This is a genomic window from Enterococcus sp. DIV1315a (assembly GCF_051712325.1).
GTDB lineage: Bacteria > Bacillota > Bacilli > Lactobacillales > Enterococcaceae > Enterococcus > Enterococcus faecalis.
In genome coordinates this window covers 374,848-395,220 of record NZ_JBIOOS010000001.1, presented here as the reverse complement: position 1 = coordinate 395,220, position 20,373 = coordinate 374,848, and the positions used below count along the sequence as shown (strand labels likewise).

The following is a 20,373-nucleotide window of genomic DNA, read 5'->3' as shown; positions in this document are numbered from 1 at the left end:
CTATTCATAAAGTTCTACATAGTCAATCATACCATTTTATGCAGAAAAAGAAAGAAACCCGACACTATTTTTCGAGAAAATTTTTATCTTTTCCGCAGAAAGGGCTGGGTTTTTGTTTATTTTAATTGAGGTATGATTGTTTAGGTTGTAGTTGTTGCAATTCGGCTTCTGTTAAGGGCCGATATTCCCCTAGTTCTAACGTTTCATCCAACCATAGTTCGCCCATTCGTAATCGTTTTAAATACGTCACAGGTTTGCCTACAGTGGCTAACATCCGTTTGACTTGATGGAATTTTCCCTCTTGAATCACTAAACGGACTACGGAAGTCCCTTCTTCCTCATTGATCGTCTCAATGACTAAACGACTTGGTTTAACCATTTCTCCATCTTTCAAGGCAAATCCTTGCGCAAACAGTTGACAATCTTCCGCTGTCACAAGTCCCTCAACTTCAGCTAAATATTCTTTATCCACATGCTTTTTGGGTGATAATAATTGATGCGCTAACTGGCCATCATTTGTTAATAGAAGCAAGCCTTCGGTATCTTTATCCAAGCGACCAACTGGGAACAAGTCGGCACGGTAATCCTGATCAGTTAACAAGTCAATTACCGTTTCATCTCGCTGATCTTCCGTCGCAGAAATGACACCTTGTGGTTTATGCAACATGTAATAAAAGAATTTCTGATACGTAAGAATTTCTCCCATCAAGGCAATTTGATCTGTTTCTTCATTTACTTGTGTTTTGGCTTCTTTTACGACGTCACCATTCACCGTAACGACTTTTTTCTTTAACAATTGTTTGATTTCTTTACGACTACCGATACCAACATCGGCTAAAAATTTATCTAAACGCATCGTCATTCCTCTTTCCTTTAAAAAAATAGCTTGGGACATAAATCGAATCGATCGATGTCTCAAGCCTTGTCTCTTAAGAGAATCTGCTGAAAGGAGTTCAATCAGCTATTATTTAATATTGAATTTTGCACGTAATTTTGCGGCATTTTTCCCTAATAAACGATCAGCTAAGCGAATCTTCAAGACCGAATAGCCATAAAAAGCGCCTCCTGCAGCAGCCACAATTACAACGATAATGAAGGCTTGGAAACGTCTAGTTGGATCTAAAAATAGATACAGGAACTGACGGAAAATCAAAGCGATAATCATCATGATGACTGTAATACAGAACATTAACAATGTTCGCCGTAAGGTTAATTTGTAATTAAAACGTGTCACTTGACGAATTCTTCTTAGAATCAATACGCAAGAAACCGTAAAGCCAATCATCGTTGCTAATAACGGACCGTAAACTTCAAATAAACGGATTGCGGGGAATTGCACGATTAATTTCACAGCTAAACCAATTCCTAAATAACGCATTGCGTCACGATTTTCATACATCCCCATTAACATATTTGACACTAACATATACAAGCCCAAGAATAAACTAGCATAACAAGCTTGCACTAATAAAGAAGTGCCTAAAGCATCTGGCATGTAAAAAACAGTGTATAGTGGTTGCGCTAAAACAATCATACCGAACGTTGCTGGCAACATTACAAACACAAAAAGTTGTAAATTATTACTAATCAAACGCGCTAACTCACGGTGATTTTTTAAGGTGACCGCTTCTGTAATTAACGGTAATCCAGTAGCCGAAATCGAAGTCGCTAAAGCCACGACAATCATGGTTAATTTGTCCGGATTAGCATTAAAAATACCGAAAAGCTCTCGTAATTGGGTATCTGAATAATCCGTAAACAAACGCATAAAGTTTGAGAAAGTAAACTGATCGACAAGTTTAAAAACCGTCACCCCTGAGCCAACTACGATAAAAGGAATCGCCTCTTTAAAAGTTTCAATCAATAACTCTTTTGGAGCAATTTCATGTTCATTGGCGCTGTGTTCTTCTAAATAATCAAATAATGGTTTTTGTTTGTACATGTAATAACCTAAAACCGCAAAACTTGCGAGCATCCCAATAAATGCCGCAAAAGTGGCTTGGGTCACCGCTGTAACGTAATTACCTTCAAAGACTTTCATGATAATAAAAGCAGTTAATAACATGTAAAAAACTCGTGCTACTTGTTCAACAATTTGTGATAAAGCAAAGGGCATCATTTCTTGATTTCCTTGGAAATAACCGCGAATGACACTCATGCTTGGGAAAACTAAAACGGCTAAACTTAATGAACGCATTGTTGGAACTAATTCAGGTCCTCCGCCAGACAAAGCTGCTAATGCCGGAGATGCCAAATACATCACAATAGCAAAAACCACACCTAAGCCACCCATTAGTTGTAAGGCACGATAAAAAAGCTGTCGACTAATTTTATATTCGTTCAATGAATTATAATGCGAGGTCTGCTTGGCAATCGCACCTGGAATTCCGGCGGTAGAGATCATTAGGAATAAGGCATAAATCGTATACCCCATTGAAAACAAACTGTTCGCTTCGTTTCCGTGCTCGCCCATCCAAGCGTACCAGGGGATGATGTAAATCGCCCCTAACATGCGGGAGATAATATTACTAGCTGTCATCCAAGCTGAGCCTTTGACCATTTTTTCTTGGTTCGTCAGGATTGGTTGATCAACTGAATTTGGTTGATTGATCATTTTGTCCTCCAATATTCTTTGAGTATGCTTTCTTTATTTTAATTGTTCATCTTGGGATATGCAACGACTTTCTCGAAGAATTATCCTATTTTAACATTTCTCATGGATTTTCTCACGCTAACGAGATGGTTTTTTTAAAAGAAAAATAATGCTATAATGACATCAGTTTTGAAATTTCGTTGAAACGTTTGGAGGCAAAAAAAGTGACGATTTCATTATTCGCAATTCGCGATTGCTTAGAAAAAGAAGATTTATTAAAAGAATTTATTTCACCAGAAGGCTGGCACTTGACTCTTTCCGACACGTTAGGTCAACGAGAAGTAACGGCTCTTTCTTACGATTCGAGAGACGTAACAGCAGAAACACTCTTTTTTTGTAAAGGATTAAACTTTAAAGAAATCTATTTAGAAAATGCTGTAAAAGACGGCCTAGAAATCTATGTTTCTGAGGTGCCTTATGAGGTTCCGGCGCAACTAGGAATTATCGTAACTGACATTAAAAAAGCAATGGCTGTGTTAAGCATGGCTTTTTATGATTATCCACAAAATAAATTAAAACTGATTGGCTTTACTGGAACCAAAGGTAAAACAACAGCGGCTTATTTCACCAAATATATTTTAGATGTTGCTACACAACAAAAAACAGCCTTGCTTTCTACCATGAATTCGACATTAGATGGCAAAACATTCTTTAAATCTGCATTGACTACACCCGAATCTTTGGACTTGTATCGAATGATGGCAACCGCTGTTGCTAACGGGATGACTCATTTTATTATGGAAGTTTCTTCCCAAGCCTACAAAACTAATCGTGTCTACAAGCTGTTTTTTGATGTCGGCATTTTTTTAAACATTACCCCCGACCATATCAGTCCAATTGAACATCCAACCTTTGACGATTACTTTTATTGCAAACGTCAATTGATTACACATTCTAAAGTCATTGTGTTGAATCACGAAGCTGATTATTTTCCATTACTTAAAGAAACTGCACAACAGCAAAAAGTCCCAGCCATTGTCTATGGCAGTCAGCCGGCTCCAGAAGTAGACTATTCATTCGCTGTTTCTTCAGAGGATTCCTTACGTTTTATCGTTGAAAGTCCTGCAGATGCGTTAGGATTGGCCGGCTCTTATCACCTTCGTTTAGGTGGTGATTTTAACAAAGGTAATGCGTTAAGTGCGGCGATTGCCAGTGTCCTTGTGGGAGCTTCAAAAGAAGAGTGTCAACAAGGGATCGCAGCAACCACCGTCCCTGGCCGGATGGAATCTTTAACGAATACCAACGGTGCAACCGTCTATGTTGATTACGCTCATAACTATGACAGTTTGAAGAATCTTTTAACCTTTGTCCGTGAAGAACATCCTGACGGCCGCTTAATTGTTCTTGTTGGTAGCACGGGAGACAAAGCGATTTCTCGCCGCAAAGACTTTGGTAGGGTTCTTTCTGAATTGGCTGATGTTGCAGTCCTAACAACCGATGACCCAGCCAGTGAAGATCCAGCAAAAATTTGCCAAGAAATTCAAGCCCATATTACCAAAGAAATGCCTGTTTACACCGTTTTAGATCGTGGCGAAGCAATTGCTCACGCATTGTCTTTAAGCACAACGGCTGATGATGCGATTGTCTTAGCTGGTAAAGGCGCCGACCTTTATCAAAAAGTAAACGGCATAGATGAACCTTACGCAGGAGACTTTGCCCTTGCGGAAGCTTTCATTAATAAAAAGAACTAAATTATTTAAACACACATAAAAAAACAAGCTGCAACCACTTATCAGCAAAGGTTGCAGCTTGTTTTTTAAAGAACTTCTTTTATTTTCGTTACTTCTTCTTCCGATAACCCATGACCGCCATCAACGAGCAAAAAGTCGACTGGAAAATGTTTCTTTAATTGATTAGCTAAAGAAAGAACTTGTCCCGGAATACTCAACTCATCCTGAGCCCCTGTTGTGACAATCACTTTTGTCGCAAACTCACCAGATACATATTGATAGCCTAAATTGCTTGGATGCAGTAAAATAACAGTGTTAGCAATAGTCGGGTTCTTTTCTAACAGGCCTAAAATAAAATTGGCACCGTTAGAGTACCCTATAAAAATAACTTCATCGTATAACTTTTGCGGTTGCCAAACTTCTTCTAGAAACGCCGTCACTCGCTCATCAAAGTTAGCACGAGGTAATGCTCCATTGACTAATGGCGCAAAAAAGCGTCGCTGTTCGCCTACACCTTCTGTCCCTAAGTAACTTAGAATACTCGCTTCTGGATAAAGGGTTGCGATGGTCGTTAATAATTGATATTCATTGCCACCAGTACCATGAAAAGCGACAACTAATTGATTAGGTTTCGACCCTTTTTGAAAAAATTGTTTCATTTAATAAACCTCCAAGAAAGGAATTTTACTATGTATGCACAAATTCATCACATCTCTATTTTAAATCGATTGATAAAGCCTACATTTGACTTCTATCATAATACACTGGGATTAAAATTACTAATGAAAACGATCAACCAAGATGACCACACCATGTATCACTTGTTTTTCTCAGATAATGAGCAACGAACAGGTACCGAATTAACTTTTTTTGAATTGAATGATGGCCAAGATCAATCCTTTGGGACAAATACGATTGAACGAACTATTTTAAAAGTACCAACGCGCGCCTCTTTGGATTTTTGGGCAGAACGTCTTGAGCAAGCGGGTATCTGCCACTATGGTGTGGAAACATTTAACCAACACCCAATTTTGCGTTTTGAAGCGCCCGATAATACGCAAATGGCGCTTGTTCCGTTACGTGAATTTGAAAATGCGGAAGATTATTTTCCAGCTGAGCATGCTGAAATTCCAGTAGAACATGCAATTTTAGGCATTGATGCAATTCAATTACGCGTCCAATATGCCGCAGCTACCAAACAACCTTTAGTGGATTATTTACATTGGCATGAAAAAGAAACAGTACCTTTTTTTGAAACTGCACATGAAGTAACCGTTCTGGAAAATCATCATTCACAGTTTTATCAAGAGGTTCATATCATTGATGACCGAACCAATCCGCTTGCCATTGAAGGAATTGGTGGCGTTCATCACGTCGCCTTTGGGGTGGAAGATACGCAAGAATTAACGCAAGTTGATAGTCTGTTAGAGGAAAAGAATTTTACAAACTCAGGAATTAAAGACCGCGAATTTTTCAAATCATTGTATTTTAGAGAACCGAACCACTTGTTATTTGAAGTAGCCACACAAAAAGGCCTGTTAGATGCCGAAGCCTACGAAAATCAAAGTTCAAACTTTGATGAAATCCCCCTTTATTTGCCTCACTTTTTGGCAGATCAAAGAGAACGAATCGAAGCGATTTTAGCACAACAACGCCATGAGTAAACAAAAATAGCGGTTCTAACCGCTATTTTTGTTTTTTAATATCCTATTATTGCCCTTTTTTGGAAAAAAGGAGTACACTAATAGTAGATGAACTGCGCAAGGAGGTGAGTACATGTTATCTAAGGAAGAAGTTCTACACTTATTGAACGAAGCAAAAAAAGAAGTCGATCGTTTAGAAACAAACCGCCAAGAAGATTTAGGTAATTCAATCAACTATATTGAAAATGAATTACAGCTCCAACGTGTCTTATCTCAAGTGGAAGCTTATGAAAAAGTACTTGGTTAATTGATTATGCATTAAATGAGAGAGGAGCAACCAGATTCAGGTGAATGAATCTGGTTGCTCCTCTCTCATTTTTTACTAGACTAATTCGTAAGCAAGTTCTCGTGCAATAATTTTTGCGGTTGTTTCAGCGATTTCCCCAGTAAAGCCAATGCATTGTTCCATATGCTCAGGTGAACCCATCGTCATTTTACTTGTCAAAATACTGCAGCAAACCACTCGATGATTTTGTCGAAAACTTTGATGCAATTCGTTGGCTAAAGCCATCGTTTTATTTACTTGTTCTCCTTTGGCTTCTGTCCGACCAAAAAAGTAGCCCAGACACATAACCCCGCCTGAAAGAGCACCACAAATACACTTCGCTCCTCCAACACCTACAGGAAACCCAGAAGCCATGGCCACAGCTTCAATGGGAATCTCCGCATCAAAGTGTTGCCGAATGGTCGCCACAATCGCTTCCGAGCAATAAAAATCACCGTTACGATAATAGGCTTCCGCTTCTTCCCTGATTGCTTGTAAACAAATTCTCTTTTTCAAAATGCCCTCCATTCTGTATCCGCTTTCATTTTATGAATAAAAGGACGCCAAGCATCCCTTTATTTTATAGATTTTCTGCAGAGGTAAATACTTCTGACACATCATCATCGTCTTCTAACTTGTCAACCAAGCGCTCTAATTGCGCTTTTTGTTCATCATTCAAGGTTAGTAAGGTTTGCGGAACCATTGTTAATTCAGCTTGTGCTAATGAATAACCTGCTTGTTCTAAAGCATCGCGAACCGCTGTAAAATCTTCTGGTGCTGTGTAAATTTCAAATACTTCTGGTGATGTTTCTAAATCCTCGCCGCCTGCTTCCAAAACGACTTCTAGCATGTCGTCTTCCTCAATTGCATGATCTTCTCTCTTAATGACAATATAGCCTTTACGATCAAACATATAATTCACCGAACCCGTTTCACCTAAAGAGCCACCATTTCGAGTAAACGCGACGCGAACATTGGTGGCCGTTCGGTTGCGGTTATCTGTTAGTGCATGAACTAAAACTGCCACGCCACCTGGCCCGTATCCTTCATAAGTTACCTCGTCATAATGTTCCCCTTCACCAGCACTACTGGCTTTTTTTATGGCGCGCGCAATATTATCATTGGGCATATTGGCTGACTTAGCTTTATCGACTGCTAAACGTAAAGCAGGATTCATTGCGGGGTCAGGGCCACCTGCTTTTGCCGCCATATAGATTTCCCTTGAAACTTTTTGGAAAATTTTCCCACGTTTGGCATCTTGCGCATTTTTACGCCCTTGAATGTTGCTCCATTTGCTGTGTCCTGACATCCTTGATTCCTCCTGACTTTTCGTTACTATTCTCCTTTATTCTACTCTTCTTTTCAGTTAGGAACAAGCGCTACCAAAAAAAGACCCTCGCTTACCCACCTTTCTGACGAATAAACGAAGCTCTTCTAAATTAGCGTCTTCTTTTTTTATTTTTCTTCAAACCATGAACCACCAAACAAATGACGATGGCTGTCAAAGCACCCATGGCATCCAACATAACATCTTGAAAAAGAGGGGTCCTTCCGCCTGTGATCATTTGATGAAATTCATCTAAACCTGCATAGCCAGTAGCAGCTAGCCAGGAAACAACAGCTGTTAAAAACAGACCTTTGATTCTTGGCACTAATCCAATGAACCAACTACCACCTAATAGAAAATACGTACCAAAATGGGCTCCCTTACGAATAAAAAATTCAACAAATTTACTATAACCACTAGCTTGAATGCTCACTTCACTGCCAGCATATTGAAAAGAAATGTTTTTTAATTGTTCTTCAAAAGGATGACTGCTCAGAAGTTTATCTAAAAGACCAACTTGTGATTGCTGTTCATACGTCTGTGATGAACTGAAAAATAAAATGGCCATAATAACAAACGCAATGACTAAATATAAATTACTATCTTTCAAATAATTTTTCATATAATCCTCTTTTCTTGGTTTCAAGTTGCCCCGTGCCTGCCACGGAAAATTCTTTTTTATTATAGTCGGTTTCGAGGGAAAAAGAAACAACTTCTCTTAGGTCTTATGATATACTGAAAAGAAAAAAATGAAAGAAGGATTGGATATGACCTATTCTATTACATGGGATTTAGACAGTATTTTCCCCAATGGGAGCGAGTCCAAAGAACTTAGCCAACGAATGACTCAATTAACCGAACAGACAAAAGAGTACCATCAATTAATCACAGAATGGACACCAGAAAGTGCCCAAGGCAAAGAACAATTTGCTGAAATCTTAACGTTACAAGGGAAAATCTCAAATGGCTTTTCACAATGTAATAGTTTTTTAACTGCTTTAATTTCTGCTAATACTAATGATACCAAGGCCAAAATTTTATCAGGCGATTTATACAATCTGTTGCCAGCGATTCAATTAGCTGAAACCATTTTTACTAAAAAAATCACCGAGATTTCAGCAGAACATTGGCAAGCCCTGTTAGCCGAAGAACCGTTCAAAACAATGGCTTTTCGCTTAAATGAATTACGCCGTGATGGAAAAAAACTGCTTTCCGAACAAGAAGAAAATATCATCAATACGCTTTCTCTAGATGGGTTAAATGCTTGGAGTACACATTACGATACGATTGTTGCTTCCATTGTGATTCCTTTTGAAGAAAAAGATGGCTCTGTGACAGAACTATCTGCAGGCCAAGCCTTTAACCGCATGATGGGAGATCCTGACAAAGAGGTTCGTCAACGTTTGTTTACAGCCTGGGAGAAAGCTTGGAGTGGCAAAGCTTCAATTTTAGCAGACACCCTAAATCACTTAGATGGGTTCCGTTTATCTGATTACAAATTGCATGGCACTACAGATTATTTAGAAAATCCCTTAAACTATAATCGAATGAGTCAAGAAACATTAACGGTTATGTGGGAAACCATCCAAAAAAATAAACAACCATTCGTCGACTTTCTAACGCGCAAAGCGCAATTATTCGGCAAAGAAAAAATGGATTGGCAAGACCAAGATGCACCAATTATTTTAGGTGATTTAGAAGAAAAAACGTATTCCTTTGATCAAGCCGCTGCCTTTATTTTAGAAAATTTCCGTAAATTCAGTCCGAAAATGGCTGATTTTGCCCAAATGGCTTTTGAAAAAAGTTGGATTGAAGCTGAAGATCGTCCAGGCAAACGTCCTGGGGGTTATTGTACAGAATTACCTGAAACACAAGAGTCGCGGATTTTCATGACCTTTGGCAATTCAATCAACGAAGTAGCTACTTTAGCCCATGAATTAGGTCACGCTTTCCATAGTAGCGTGATGTGGGATTTACCTTCATTGAATCGAGAGTATGCCATGAACGTAGCAGAAACGGCTAGTACCTTTGCAGAATTGATTGTTGCTGACGCCACCTTAAAAGAGGCCAAATCAGACGTTGAAAAGATTAACCTTTTAGACACAAAAATGCAAAATGCCATTGCCATGTTTATGAACATTCATGCACGTTTTATCTTTGAAAATAATTTTTATCAAGCGCGCCAAAAAGGTTTAGTAGCGGAAGAAGATATTACTGAATTAATGTTAGCGGCGCAAAAAGAAAGCTACAAAGATAGTCTTGGCAGTTATCATCCTCATTTCTGGGCGAGCAAATTGCACTTCTTTATTGATGATGTGCCTTTCTATAATTTCCCATATACTTTTGGCTATCTATTCAGCATGGGTATCTATGCGTATGCCAATCAACAAGGCAGCTCTTTTGAAGACCAATACATTGCGTTATTAAGAGACACTGCTTCGATGACAAGCGAAGAATTAGCGAAAAAACATTTAAATGTTGACTTAACAAAACCTGATTTCTGGCAAGCCGGCATTGATCAAGTCCTAAAAGATGTGGAACAATTCATGACTTTAACTGAAAACTATGTAAACTAAGCAAAAAAGAAGCAGTAACCAACATCAGGTTACTGCTTCTCTTTTTTTCAAATAGTTTCGATACGCAAGGTAGCCCACAAGCATTAGTCCAAACGTAACAAATTCAACTACTGGCATGGCTAACCAAACACCGGTTAATCCTAATAATTTCACCAAAATAAATAAAACTGGCACAATTAAAAAGAACCCACGCAAAGAGGAAATCATTAGCGCCATTTTCGGTTTACGAACTGCCGCAAAGTAATAAATCCCCATAAAATTCAATCCTGTAAACAAGAAGGAAATCGCATATAAGCGGATGGCTGTCCTAGCAATTTGCGCCAACTGGTCGTTCCCTTCGCTATTAAAGACCTCAATAATTTGTCCCGTAAACACTTGACTGATTAAAAAAAACAGGAAGCCGGCAACCAAGTACGTAATAAAGCTAAGTTTAACAAATTTACGCAACACCTTCGTTTCCCCTAAACCATAGTATCGGCTGAGTAATGGTTGCGCCCCTTGCCCAATCCCTGTAAAAATGGCAATCACAATAATATTGAGGTTGGCAACAATCGCATAAGCTGAAATCGCCACATGACCAACTAAGTTTAACAAAACAATATTAAATAAAAACATGACAAAGGCCGAAGAAAATTCATTTAAAAAGGAAGAAAAACCAATCGACATAATTTCTCGAACATCCTGAAATTTCACTTTAAACTTTTCAAAACGTAAAACTCGTTGCGGCGACCACTTATGCAACGTAATCAGGATTAAGCTTGTTAACGGTGACATCACCGTTGCAATTGCCGCACCTGCCATGCCCCACCCAAATTGATAAATAAAGACATAATCCAAAATAATATTGACAATTCCCCCACTGACAAAAGCAATCGTTGCCAAACGAGGATTATGGTCATTTCTTAAAAAAGTAATCAGGCAATTGTTTAAAATAAATAATAATGAACAGCAAAGGTAAATCATATAATATTCCTTTGCCAAACCAAACAAGACACCGGTCCCCTGAAGTCCCCGAATAATTTGATCGGAAAAAATCAAGCTCACTAAAGTAAAGAGACTCCCTATAACGAAAACTAACCCAATCGTTAAACTAAAATACTGATTAGCTTTTTTGATTTCTTTTTGCGCAACCGTGGTCGAAAATAACGTAGCGCCGCCAACCCCAAACATCCAACCTAATCCATTAATAATATTAACGAGTGGTAAGACAATGTTAAGCCCCGCCAACGCCTCGGTGCCGATCCCATTTGCAATGAAAAATGTGTCCGCCAAAATAAAAATTGATTGCGCCGCCATACTTAAAATTCCTAACAGAACATTTTTATAAAACAACGCAGTAAAATGGTTTTGCTGTGTTTGCTCCATACCCAAATCTCCTTCTAACAAAAAAAGGACTCATTCTTTTTGCTTCAAGGCTTACGCAAAAATCAGAATCCTTCAATTATTCAACCCAGCGATTAAATAATCTGTCTATTTATTGATACTTCTAGGGTAGCATTCTCTCTTCGAAAAAACAACCATCCTTCTATTTTTCTCATTTTAAACTTTCTTAAGCAGTTGCAGTTGTTTTTGAACCACTTGCCAATCTTCTTTCACGACTTCTTTTAAACGATGATTATAAAAGACAGCCGCTGGATGGAAGAGTGGAATGATTTGATAGGTTTTCTGCGTCCAATGATAGTTTTGTGATTGCTCATCAAATGTTTGAATGGGCGACTGAATGACCGTTCCGTGCACTGCAGTGATTGTTGGCTTTGGTCCTAAAAGTCGTTGCAACCCAATATTCCCCAGTGTCAAAATTAGTTCAGGTTGGCAAACAGCGATTTCCCAATCAAGCAAAGGCGCAAAAATTTTGATTTCTTCTTTGGTGGGCGTTCGATTAGGAAATTTGGTTACTCTTTCTCCCGTTTTTGCAATCTGCTTCGTTTTTACAGAAAAAGGCCGACTCCTAACCGCACTGGTGATATACACCGTTTCACGACTTAAGCCAACTTGTTGTAATTGTTCCATCAACAATTGACCTGAACGACCAATAAATGGCACATTTTCTTTAATTTCTTCTTTTCCAGGGGCTTCCCCAATCAGCATCACTTTTGGCTGTTGCGGGCCTTGCCCTTCCACAAAACCTTCTAATGGTAAGTCTTTCGCTTTAGCTAAAACTGCTTTTTTCAGATGTTCAGGATAGTGCATTTACCATCACGCCTCTCTTCTGGTGTTCTTCCTTCGCTATATTGATTATAAATAAGACCCAAAAGAAACTCAAAAAAAGGAGCCTATTCATTTAAGCGCTGGTTTTTCTACACACAAAGCTTTGTCTTTAGCTAAATAAAAAGGCCGTAAGTAACCAACTAAATTAGACATTGGTAAAACCTCCGTTGGTAAGTCAATCTTCAATGTCTCTTTTAAATAGGCTTTGCGTGTCGCAATCCGTTGCCACATGTCTGGATAAGTTTGCTGAATCTCTTTTTGCAATGTTTCATCAGCCAAAGCCACACATTCTTCTGCACTCACCCCTGTATAACCAGGTACAGAAGGAATAATATCCACTTGAAAGAGCATGCCACTTTCCAAGCGAATGGCTGAATCTGGATAAATAGGCGACGACATCCATTCATCATCCGAAACTAAATGCCCAGGATTCAAATGCCAGTGATAGATTTCTTTTGGTAACTGTTCTTCAATCGCTTGGTACATTTCTCGCCCTAACAGTCCGATTCGAATGGTTTCAAGCCAGTGAACGACAGCTTGAAAATAGGGTTTTGCTACGCGCTCTAAATAATCACGTTGCGCTTCTGGCAATTGCTGCTCGTTTTCAATAACAAAACCTGTTCGGCTAGACAAGCCGCCTTTGTAGCCTGTAGTTAATGATAAGGCATCACCTAACTGAATTTCTTTGGCAGTCGGATACATGTTTGCATATTCAAAACGTTGACCAGTTGCCGCAATGGTTACTACCGTCGGCGTTTGACCTTCATCATTTAACAAAGCCCCAATGTCCGTTTCACGCTGTCCTACTTCAATTGCATTTAAGGCCTTTAACATACTGCGAGAAGCCAAATTCGCCCCATATTCATAGTGCGCCAATTCGTTGGCATTATTTGTTGTGCGGGCCCCCTTTGCTCCAATCAATAAGTGGGTCCCATTTAGTAAACGAGCTTCTTTCGGCAGCGCTTTTTTCAGTGCTTCGACAATAAAATGTGGCACATCAAACATCGTAGCGGGTTCTTGCTGTTGTGTCGTAAACATTTTCCAACCAACGATACCTATTTTTTGAGCAGTTTCATCGAGAAGCGTTTCAAAAATCTGCGACAACTTTTGTTCCCCAGCCATTGGTTGATTAGGTAGCGAAAAAGCTGGATAATGAATTAAATCGGCTGAGATGCGGGCATGTTGGCACAGTTTTAAATTTTCATTGCCTAAAATAAGTGTCGTCGCACCATCCTTATTTAACACAAGGAGTCCTTCTTCAAACCTCGGAATAAAGCCAGTTAAGTATTCAAAATTACTGCCATGCTCTTTGTCTGCATAGAAGACCAATTGATCGAATTTTTCTGTTTCCATTCGTTGTAATACTTTCTGCTTACGCGCCATCATCGTTTCATTCGTCAAATACGTTGGAAAAACATTCTCAAAAACAGTAGGTTCAGCAATATGTGTATAATTAATTTTTCGCTTCATTATTATCCTCCATTATTCATCTGCGACAATCAACGTTACGCCTGCTTGCGCTAATTGCTCACAGAATTTTTCATCAGGTCGTGTATCTGTCACTAAACAATCAATTTCTGTTAATTCGCAAATTTTAAATAAACCCGTTTTGTTTAATTTCGTTTGGTCTGCTAAGGCAATGACTTGTTTGCCTTGTTGAATCATTCGCCGTTTGACTTGACCTTCTTCTTCTGTGTGAATAAATAATCCTTGTTCAGATAACGCAAACACACCTAATAATGTATAGTCGGGGGCAAATTCCCCAACCTTAGCGACTGTTTCTGCCCCAAACAAAAAGAGTTGTTGTTTATGCAGTTGCCCAGGTAATACTGTAATTTTTGTCTGATCCATTTGCGCTAGAAGTAGCGCATGACTGAGAGAGTTCGTGATCGCGTGAATCGGACTATTTTCCATCGCTCGAATAGCTGCTTCCACCGTGGTTGATGAATCAAAAAAAATGGACGCTTGTTTGGGAATATTTGCCCAAACTTTTTGGGCAATCGCTTGTTTTTTCTCTGGATGCTTCATTATTCGTTGAGCATAATCGTAAATAGTTGCTTCAGACTGAACTGAGATAGCGCCACCGTGCGTTCTCTTTAAATGTCCTTCCTTTTCTAAACGAATTAAATCTCGCCGAATAGTATCTTTTGAAACGGAGACTTGCTCCGCTAACGCTTCCATGGAAATACTTTTTTGTTTATTCACTATTTTTTGAATCTTGGCTAAACGTTCTTCAATCAACATGCTTCCTCACCTCTTCTAAGTAAAGATAGCATCTTTTGCATTATTTTGCAAACAAATGCAAAATAATGCAAAAAAAGACAAAAAAAACTAGTCCTTCATTTTCTAACGAAGGGCTAGTTTGAGAGTGGTTTTAATAGGTAAATTGAATAATCATCCCGCTAGGATCTTCTAACGCAAGTAAATGATCTTTGGCAATAAAATGTAACTTTGCTTCTTCCGCATTAGCTTGGACTATCTCTAAATCTGCCGCAGTTGGCAAACGGAAGGTGTAATTTTCTAAGCCAAATTGATTTTCTTGAATCGTTGGCAGCTGTTTGCCGCTCCATGTATTTGTCCCAATATGATGATGGTACTGACCCGCTGCAAAAAACTTCGCTTGTTGACCAAAGTTAGACTTTAAGCCAAACCCTAAATTTTTATAGAACGTTTCAGTGGTATCTAAATCGGCCACTTTCAAATGAATGTGCCCAATTTTAGAACCTTCGGAAATTCCTAGCCAGTGACCGTCAGCTTCTGCAGCTAAACTATCACCGTCTAATTCTTCTGTCACACCGATAATTTCACCATTTGGACGAATATCCCAGACTTCTTCTGGTTTATCCCAATAAATTTCGATGCCATTATTTTCTGGATCACTTAAGTAAAGGGCTTCACTATAGCCATGATCTGCTGCGCCAATTTGCACATTTTCTTGCAAAAGCCACAGCAACATATTGCCTAAATCTTTGCGGGTTGGTAGCAGGAAAGCAATATGGTACAAGCCAGTGGTACCCTGATTTTCTTCCCCAGCTGTTAGTTCTTTTAAGACAAGAATTGCATCGTTGGTGCCTTGTGGCGCTAGCCAAGCACGTCCCTCTCCTTGTTTTAAAAGTTTTAAGCCAATTGTTTTCGTATAAAAGTTTACCATTTTATCTAAATCAGCCACTTTCAAAGTGACTTGTTGAATCCCAATATTACTTGGTAATGCTTGAACCATTTGCTTTCACTCCTTTCCTCTTCGTTTTACTAAAGCAATGATTTAGTTGAATTCTTTAAAACGAGCACTATCTTCCATGTATTCTTTTTCGCCAGCTGGCGCTTCAATGGAACCAATGACCATTTGTGCACGTAAATTCCAGTTTGCAGGAATTGACCATTCTGCAGCAACCGCTTCGTCAATGACTGGGTTGTAGTGTTGTAAGTTTGCGCCGATATTTTCTTGCGCTAAGGCAGTCCAAACGTTCGCTTGTGTTAAACCAGTTGCTTGTTCAGACCAAACAGGAAAGTTATCCGCATATAATGGGAAGCTATCTTGTAAGTTTTTCACGATATCTGTATCTTCAAAGAATAAAATTGTGCCCGCACCAGCTGCAAAACCTTGTAATTTAGCTTGTGTGTTTGGAAATGCTTCCGCTGGAGTTAATGGTTTTAAGGCGTCTTCAGTCATTGCCCATAATTTTTTGTGAGCATCGCCGAATAAGAACACAACGCGTTGTGTTTGAGAGTTAAAAGCTGTTGGACTTTCTCTAACAACTTCTTTTACTAAAGCAGTTACTTCTTCTTTTGAAATTGGTAAGTTTTCTCCTAAAGCATAGATTGAACGACGGTTTTTCATCATTTCAGTAAATTTTGACATAATATGTTCATCCTTTCGAATTTCCTCAGTAAATTCATTTAATTTTGTTTACATGCTTACTATACTACCTTACTAAAAGTAAGTAAAGCTTTTTGTCTTACTTTTTGTAAGTTTTTTTTATTTTTTAGTGAAAAACCTTATTCTACCAAAGAAAAAACAACCAGCTTTTTTCTAAGAAAAAGAAAAATCTGGTTGTCGATTAATAAATGTAGAAGTCAATTGAATCGTTTTCGGCCGTTTTTCTTGAAATAAGTGTGTGGCTTTTTCACCTAATTCCATTAATGGATGACAGATTGTTGAAAAATTTAAAATTTCACTTAATAAAGTTTGCTCCTGTCCCACTAAAAAGAGTGGTCTTTCAATAACGGCTTGAATCCCTGCGGCAATTTCATCACCGTTGGTCACAACCGCCTGGAGCGTTGGATCTTGCCCACAGTGTCGTCCTACTTCACACCCATCTTCATAGGTTAAACAGTCCTTAAATAACCGATTTTCAGGAATCACTCCATAAATTTCCTGATATGCGTCAACTAAATAGCGTGCGCTTGTACTTTTTTCTGGTGCACGGTTAATCGTAATTGCCACTTCACTACATCCTTGTTGTTTCAACGCTTGGAAAACCCGCCGATAAACGGTTAAACGATCGATATAGATACTAGCATAACTAGGGTCTTCTATTTTTTCACAAAAAACAACTTGCTCTTTATACGGAGCAAACACACTTAAAGGATTTGCCTTTGACAAAACAATCATGCCATCAAACGCACCCGTGGCCATTTTTTCCAAGTAACTTTTTTCAACTTCTTTATCATAATCCGTTGGTAATAAACTAACCATCATCCCTTGCTGAAATGCTTGGTGGATAATCCCACTTAAAATAGCATCAAAATAAGGTTGATTCGTATAAGGAACCATGACACCTAATGTATTACTTTTCCCAAAGCTAAGATTTCTCGCTAATATATTGGGCTTATAGCCCAACTCATCGATAATTGCTTGGATTTTCAGTCGTTTTTCTTCAGAAACATACGGATGATGATTAATCACACGCGAAACAGTCGTAACTGAAGATCCTGAAAGGCGCGCAATTTCTCGAATTGTTGTCATACTTTCACCTCATTACTTTACAAAATTGAGTTAAATAAGGCACAATCCCTGTCCCGTAATCAACAAAACGATAAAAGGTCTCCTGCCAAGCAAAAGAAATTTCCTGAATATCCTCCTGCTGTGTCAAGTGCCACTCCGTTATCTGATGGTACGGAATTTCTTGATGCCAAATCTTATAGTATTTTTTGGGACTATTTAACTGCAGACTTTTGGCCGTCGTAGTCACCGAGACAAAATAGTAATCCATACCAAGTCTATCGCTTATCTCCACTATAACATTCATTTTCATGCCCTCCAATATTTTGATACACCTAGCTTACCTTATGAAACGCGTACCAGAGCAAGAGGAAAAATAAAAAAAGTGAGACCATGTTATACTAGACGTATCATATAAAAGCAAAGGATGAGTGCAATGGAAACTGTTACAGTAGCAACAAAAAGCGACTTACTAACAAATTTGAACAAGCAAACAGATGAAATCATTATCTCGGGGGCACTTGCACAAGAAATTTACCACTTAAAAAAACAACAATTAACCGAAACGGAAGAAATGGGCTTTTTAGTGGGCAGCCAAGGTGCTGGCTCATTTTTAACCTATTTAATCGAGAAGTTATCCTATATAAATTCGGAGCTATCGCCAGAAGAACAAAAAATTGAACATGCGATTTTACGTTTGTATGTTATTAAAAAATTAACTCCAGAAACTACTTTATTACGTCTAAAACAGTTAGATTATTAAAATTTTATTTAATCAAGATAGACCAATTCCCCGCGTACAACGAGTCCCTTTCATTAATCACTTGATATAATTACCTTTATTCAAGTTCCCACCATTGTCATTATCGATTAACCAATGGTATATTAGAAGTAACAGATAAGTCATTTTATTTGAAAAAGTGTTTGGGAAATGTTTGGGGAGGAATGTTTATGTGTCAACCGCAGGAAAAAAAGAAAGAAATTTCTGTTGCTAAGTTACGTTATCGTTTTGAAGTACCAATGATTATCATTGGTTTTGTTTTATTGTTTTTAGCATTGGGGTTAGTTGCTTTATTGATATTGAGTGATTTGCCGATTCCTGACTGGTTATTAATTGTCTTAATTGCACCAATTGCGCCAGTCATTGCTTTTTTTACCATTCGTTATATGTACATGGATACTGCTTCTAACGGAGTGGAAATTACAGAAAATCAGTTACCAGAAATTTATTCCTTGTATATTGATTTGGCAAAAGAAATGGGCTTTGGCACTAAAAAATTAAGGATGCCACGTCTTTATTTAATCAACGGGAATGGTGTCTTAAACGCTTTTGCGGCAAAATGCTCTTTACACAGACGCTATGTTGTCATTCACAGTGATTTGTTGGATATCGCGTACAATACAGGCGATTTTTCGCTGATTCGCTTTATTTTGGCACACGAGCTAGGACACCATAAATGTGGGCACACTAATTTATGGCGGCTAATGTTATCCATTATTTTGAAACCAGTTGCGTTAGATAAAAGTTTTACAAGAACGCAAGAATATACCGCTGATCGCGCAGGTTTATACTACGCCGAAGAAGGTGCTTTAAGCATGATTTATTTATTTTCAGGAAAATACATGGGCAGTCGTGTGGATTTAGAAGAATACTTTCACAGTATTGATTTACATGATGATACCATCTGGCTTAAATTGAGTAACTTCTTATCCGATCATCCTGTTGGCTTCCGTCGCATGCAAACATTGAAAAAAGCCAAAGATACTGGCAATTGGGACGTTCATGGGAAATTTTTCTAGCAAGAGCCAACCATCATTAAATAAACGTGCTGGGACAAAAGATTCTTTAACTTTTGTCCCAGCACGTTTATTAATCCACCAATAAATGAACAAATTCTTCTTTGGTGATATTTACAAAGTAGTCTTCAAAGTTAAACGCTGCTAATGCTTGCCAAATTGATGAATACTGATAGTCCACACCTAATAAAGCCGCAACGATTTCCGCTGTTTCTTTTTTGGCAAAGTAATCACCATAAATCGTTAACTCAATTATTTTACCTTTTTCAACAGTCAAACGTGCATCCACGATGCCGCCTTTAAACTTTTCTTCTTTTTTGATCGTAAATTTAGGCGCTTCACCAAAAATCCAAGCTTCATTGCCATACACTTCAGCGACCAATTTCCTAATTTCCTGTTGATCTGCTTTGGTTAGGACATATTCTTTCTCAGCAATTTCAGTTAGAGATTCGACATCAAAGAGCTCCATCAGTAAACGATTGCGAAATTCCTCAATGGTTAATTGTTGATATTTTTCGTCTAAGTACGGCCGTAAATTGGTTACGCGTCCCCGAACAGATTTTGTCCCTTTTGATTCAATTTTTTTCTTAGAAACAGTTAAAACACGTTGAACTTCTGCCAAATCAACATCATACATCAAGGTACCATGAGTATACATCTTCCCCTTTTTTGTATACATGGCATTGCCAGAAAATTTTTTCCCATCAATTAATAAATCATTGCGACCGCTAATCTCGGCCCCCGTTGCGCCCATTTTATGTAATGCTTCAATAATTGGTTTAGTGAACGCTTTAAAATCCCCAAAAGCTTGATGTCCTTCCTGAACAACAAAACTAAAGCTGACATTCCCGAGATCATCATAAACAGCACCACCGCCCGATAAACGGCGAGTAATAACGATTCCCTTCTCTCTAGCATAAGCTAAGTCAATTTCTTCATAAGCATTTTGATTTCGGCCTAAAATAACACAGGGTTCCTGAATATAAAACAACACTAAGGGCTCTTCAAAAGAGAGAGTGTTTAATAGATAATCTTCCGTTGCTAAATTTTCACGAATATCTCGTGACTGCATTATGACATAACGCATAAGGTCGCCCCACTTCTTTTTCTTCTAGTGTATCACTTTCTTTCAAAATTGGTTCACTAAACGTCTTCTCTGGCCATTCTCAAAAGCGGATGATCAACAAAAAAACGAACGTGGGACAACAATCACTTTGGATGTTTGTTCCACG

The 20,373-nt window shown here is 38.4% G+C and carries 21 protein-coding genes; 6 read left to right on the top strand and 15 right to left on the bottom strand.

The genetic code is table 11. The features are described 5' to 3' along the window. Positions 1-121: 121 nt before the first annotated feature. Together IGJ03_RS02000 and IGJ03_RS01995 are read right to left on the bottom strand one after the other, a co-directional pair. The gene (locus tag IGJ03_RS02000) at positions 122-856 is read right to left on the bottom strand and encodes a pseudouridine synthase (RefSeq protein WP_002355501.1); all 735 of its coding nucleotides are present in this window, start codon (positions 854-856) and stop codon (positions 122-124) included. Positions 857-964: 108 nt separating this feature from the next. After that, entirely contained in the window at positions 965-2,614 is a 1,650-nt protein-coding gene (locus IGJ03_RS01995; RefSeq protein WP_002364837.1) for a putative polysaccharide biosynthesis protein, read from the bottom strand. Positions 2,615-2,817: 203 nt separating this feature from the next. Here IGJ03_RS01995 and IGJ03_RS01990 point away from each other — a divergent pair, with 203 nt between their 5' ends. Continuing rightward, positions 2,818-4,344 carry a UDP-N-acetylmuramoyl-L-alanyl-D-glutamate--L-lysine ligase gene (locus IGJ03_RS01990; RefSeq protein ID WP_002366147.1) on the top strand — a complete coding sequence of 509 codons (1,527 nt, stop codon included), beginning with the start codon at positions 2,818-2,820 and terminating at the stop codon, positions 4,342-4,344. A 65-nt stretch (positions 4,345-4,409) separates the two neighbouring features. Here IGJ03_RS01990 and IGJ03_RS01985 read toward each other — a convergent pair whose 3' ends face one another. Then, entirely contained in the window at positions 4,410-4,982 is a 573-nt protein-coding gene (locus IGJ03_RS01985) for an alpha/beta hydrolase (protein ID WP_002395372.1), read from the bottom strand. A gap of 30 nt (positions 4,983-5,012) precedes the next feature. On the opposite strand from IGJ03_RS01985, the gene IGJ03_RS01980 reads away from it, so the two are divergent. Both IGJ03_RS01980 and IGJ03_RS01975 read left to right on the top strand, forming a co-directional pair. Then, a complete protein-coding gene (locus tag IGJ03_RS01980; RefSeq protein WP_010711994.1) occupies positions 5,013-5,987 on the top strand; it encodes a ring-cleaving dioxygenase in 975 nt (324 codons plus the stop codon). Between the two features lie 112 nt (positions 5,988-6,099). Then, entirely contained in the window at positions 6,100-6,273 is a 174-nt protein-coding gene (locus IGJ03_RS01975; RefSeq protein WP_002355495.1) for a hypothetical protein, read from the top strand. Positions 6,274-6,348: 75 nt separating this feature from the next. On the opposite strand, the gene IGJ03_RS01970 is transcribed toward IGJ03_RS01975, so the two are convergent. The 3 genes from IGJ03_RS01970 to IGJ03_RS01960 all read right to left on the bottom strand — a co-directional run bounded on the left by IGJ03_RS01970 (position 6,349) and on the right by IGJ03_RS01960 (position 8,240). After that, positions 6,349-6,819 (bottom strand): C-GCAxxG-C-C family protein, encoded by a 471-nt coding sequence (locus IGJ03_RS01970; protein WP_002395374.1) that lies wholly within the window; start codon positions 6,817-6,819, stop codon positions 6,349-6,351. Between the two features lie 52 nt (positions 6,820-6,871). Beyond that, positions 6,872-7,600 carry a YebC/PmpR family DNA-binding transcriptional regulator gene (locus IGJ03_RS01965; protein ID WP_002361233.1) on the bottom strand — a complete coding sequence of 243 codons (729 nt, stop codon included), beginning with the start codon at positions 7,598-7,600 and terminating at the stop codon, positions 6,872-6,874. Positions 7,601-7,730: 130 nt separating this feature from the next. Further along, positions 7,731-8,240 carry a VanZ family protein gene (locus IGJ03_RS01960; protein WP_002366143.1) on the bottom strand — a complete coding sequence of 170 codons (510 nt, stop codon included), beginning with the start codon at positions 8,238-8,240 and terminating at the stop codon, positions 7,731-7,733. 127 nt (positions 8,241-8,367) lie between these two features. Between IGJ03_RS01960 and IGJ03_RS01955 the strand changes: the two genes are divergently transcribed. Beyond that, positions 8,368-10,194 (top strand): M3 family oligoendopeptidase, encoded by a 1,827-nt coding sequence (locus IGJ03_RS01955; RefSeq protein ID WP_002399760.1) that lies wholly within the window; start codon positions 8,368-8,370, stop codon positions 10,192-10,194. A 24-nt stretch (positions 10,195-10,218) separates the two neighbouring features. Here IGJ03_RS01955 and IGJ03_RS01950 read toward each other — a convergent pair whose 3' ends face one another. From IGJ03_RS01950 to IGJ03_RS01915, 8 genes are all read right to left on the bottom strand, one after another. Next, positions 10,219-11,559: an MATE family efflux transporter gene (locus tag IGJ03_RS01950; RefSeq protein ID WP_202564427.1), complete on the bottom strand. Its 1,341-nt coding sequence runs from the start codon at positions 11,557-11,559 to the stop codon at positions 10,219-10,221. A 174-nt stretch (positions 11,560-11,733) separates the two neighbouring features. Beyond that, positions 11,734-12,384 (bottom strand): uracil-DNA glycosylase, encoded by a 651-nt coding sequence (locus IGJ03_RS01945; protein ID WP_375804742.1) that lies wholly within the window; start codon positions 12,382-12,384, stop codon positions 11,734-11,736. Between the two features lie 87 nt (positions 12,385-12,471). Then, positions 12,472-13,872 carry a M24 family metallopeptidase gene (locus IGJ03_RS01940; RefSeq protein ID WP_002389549.1) on the bottom strand — a complete coding sequence of 467 codons (1,401 nt, stop codon included), beginning with the start codon at positions 13,870-13,872 and terminating at the stop codon, positions 12,472-12,474. Between the two features lie 12 nt (positions 13,873-13,884). Beyond that, complete coding sequence (locus IGJ03_RS01935) at positions 13,885-14,646, bottom strand: DeoR/GlpR family DNA-binding transcription regulator (protein WP_010777401.1); 762 nt, start codon at positions 14,644-14,646, stop codon at positions 13,885-13,887. A gap of 130 nt (positions 14,647-14,776) precedes the next feature. Then, positions 14,777-15,622, bottom strand: coding sequence for a VOC family protein (locus IGJ03_RS01930; RefSeq protein WP_002355476.1), 846 nt, complete (start codon positions 15,620-15,622; stop codon positions 14,777-14,779). Between the two features lie 42 nt (positions 15,623-15,664). Continuing rightward, complete coding sequence (locus tag IGJ03_RS01925; protein ID WP_002355475.1) at positions 15,665-16,261, bottom strand: nitroreductase family protein; 597 nt, start codon at positions 16,259-16,261, stop codon at positions 15,665-15,667. Between the two features lie 171 nt (positions 16,262-16,432). Next, positions 16,433-17,368, bottom strand: a complete 936-nt coding sequence (locus IGJ03_RS01920) for a LacI family DNA-binding transcriptional regulator (protein ID WP_002355472.1) — start codon at positions 17,366-17,368, stop codon at positions 16,433-16,435. Positions 17,369-17,372: 4 nt separating this feature from the next. Further along, positions 17,373-17,657: a hypothetical protein gene (locus tag IGJ03_RS01915; protein ID WP_002366136.1), complete on the bottom strand. Its 285-nt coding sequence runs from the start codon at positions 17,655-17,657 to the stop codon at positions 17,373-17,375. Between the two features lie 114 nt (positions 17,658-17,771). Between IGJ03_RS01915 and IGJ03_RS01910 the strand changes: the two genes are divergently transcribed. Together IGJ03_RS01910 and IGJ03_RS01905 are read left to right on the top strand one after the other, a co-directional pair. Further along, positions 17,772-18,107 (top strand): hypothetical protein, encoded by a 336-nt coding sequence (locus tag IGJ03_RS01910; protein WP_002355470.1) that lies wholly within the window; start codon positions 17,772-17,774, stop codon positions 18,105-18,107. Between the two features lie 182 nt (positions 18,108-18,289). Then, a complete protein-coding gene (locus tag IGJ03_RS01905) occupies positions 18,290-19,144 on the top strand; it encodes a M48 family metallopeptidase (protein WP_002392656.1) in 855 nt (284 codons plus the stop codon). Positions 19,145-19,214: 70 nt separating this feature from the next. On the opposite strand, the gene IGJ03_RS01900 is transcribed toward IGJ03_RS01905, so the two are convergent. Further along, positions 19,215-20,228: a lipoate--protein ligase gene (locus IGJ03_RS01900; RefSeq protein WP_002389569.1), complete on the bottom strand. Its 1,014-nt coding sequence runs from the start codon at positions 20,226-20,228 to the stop codon at positions 19,215-19,217. Between the last annotated feature and the right edge of the window lie 145 nt (positions 20,229-20,373).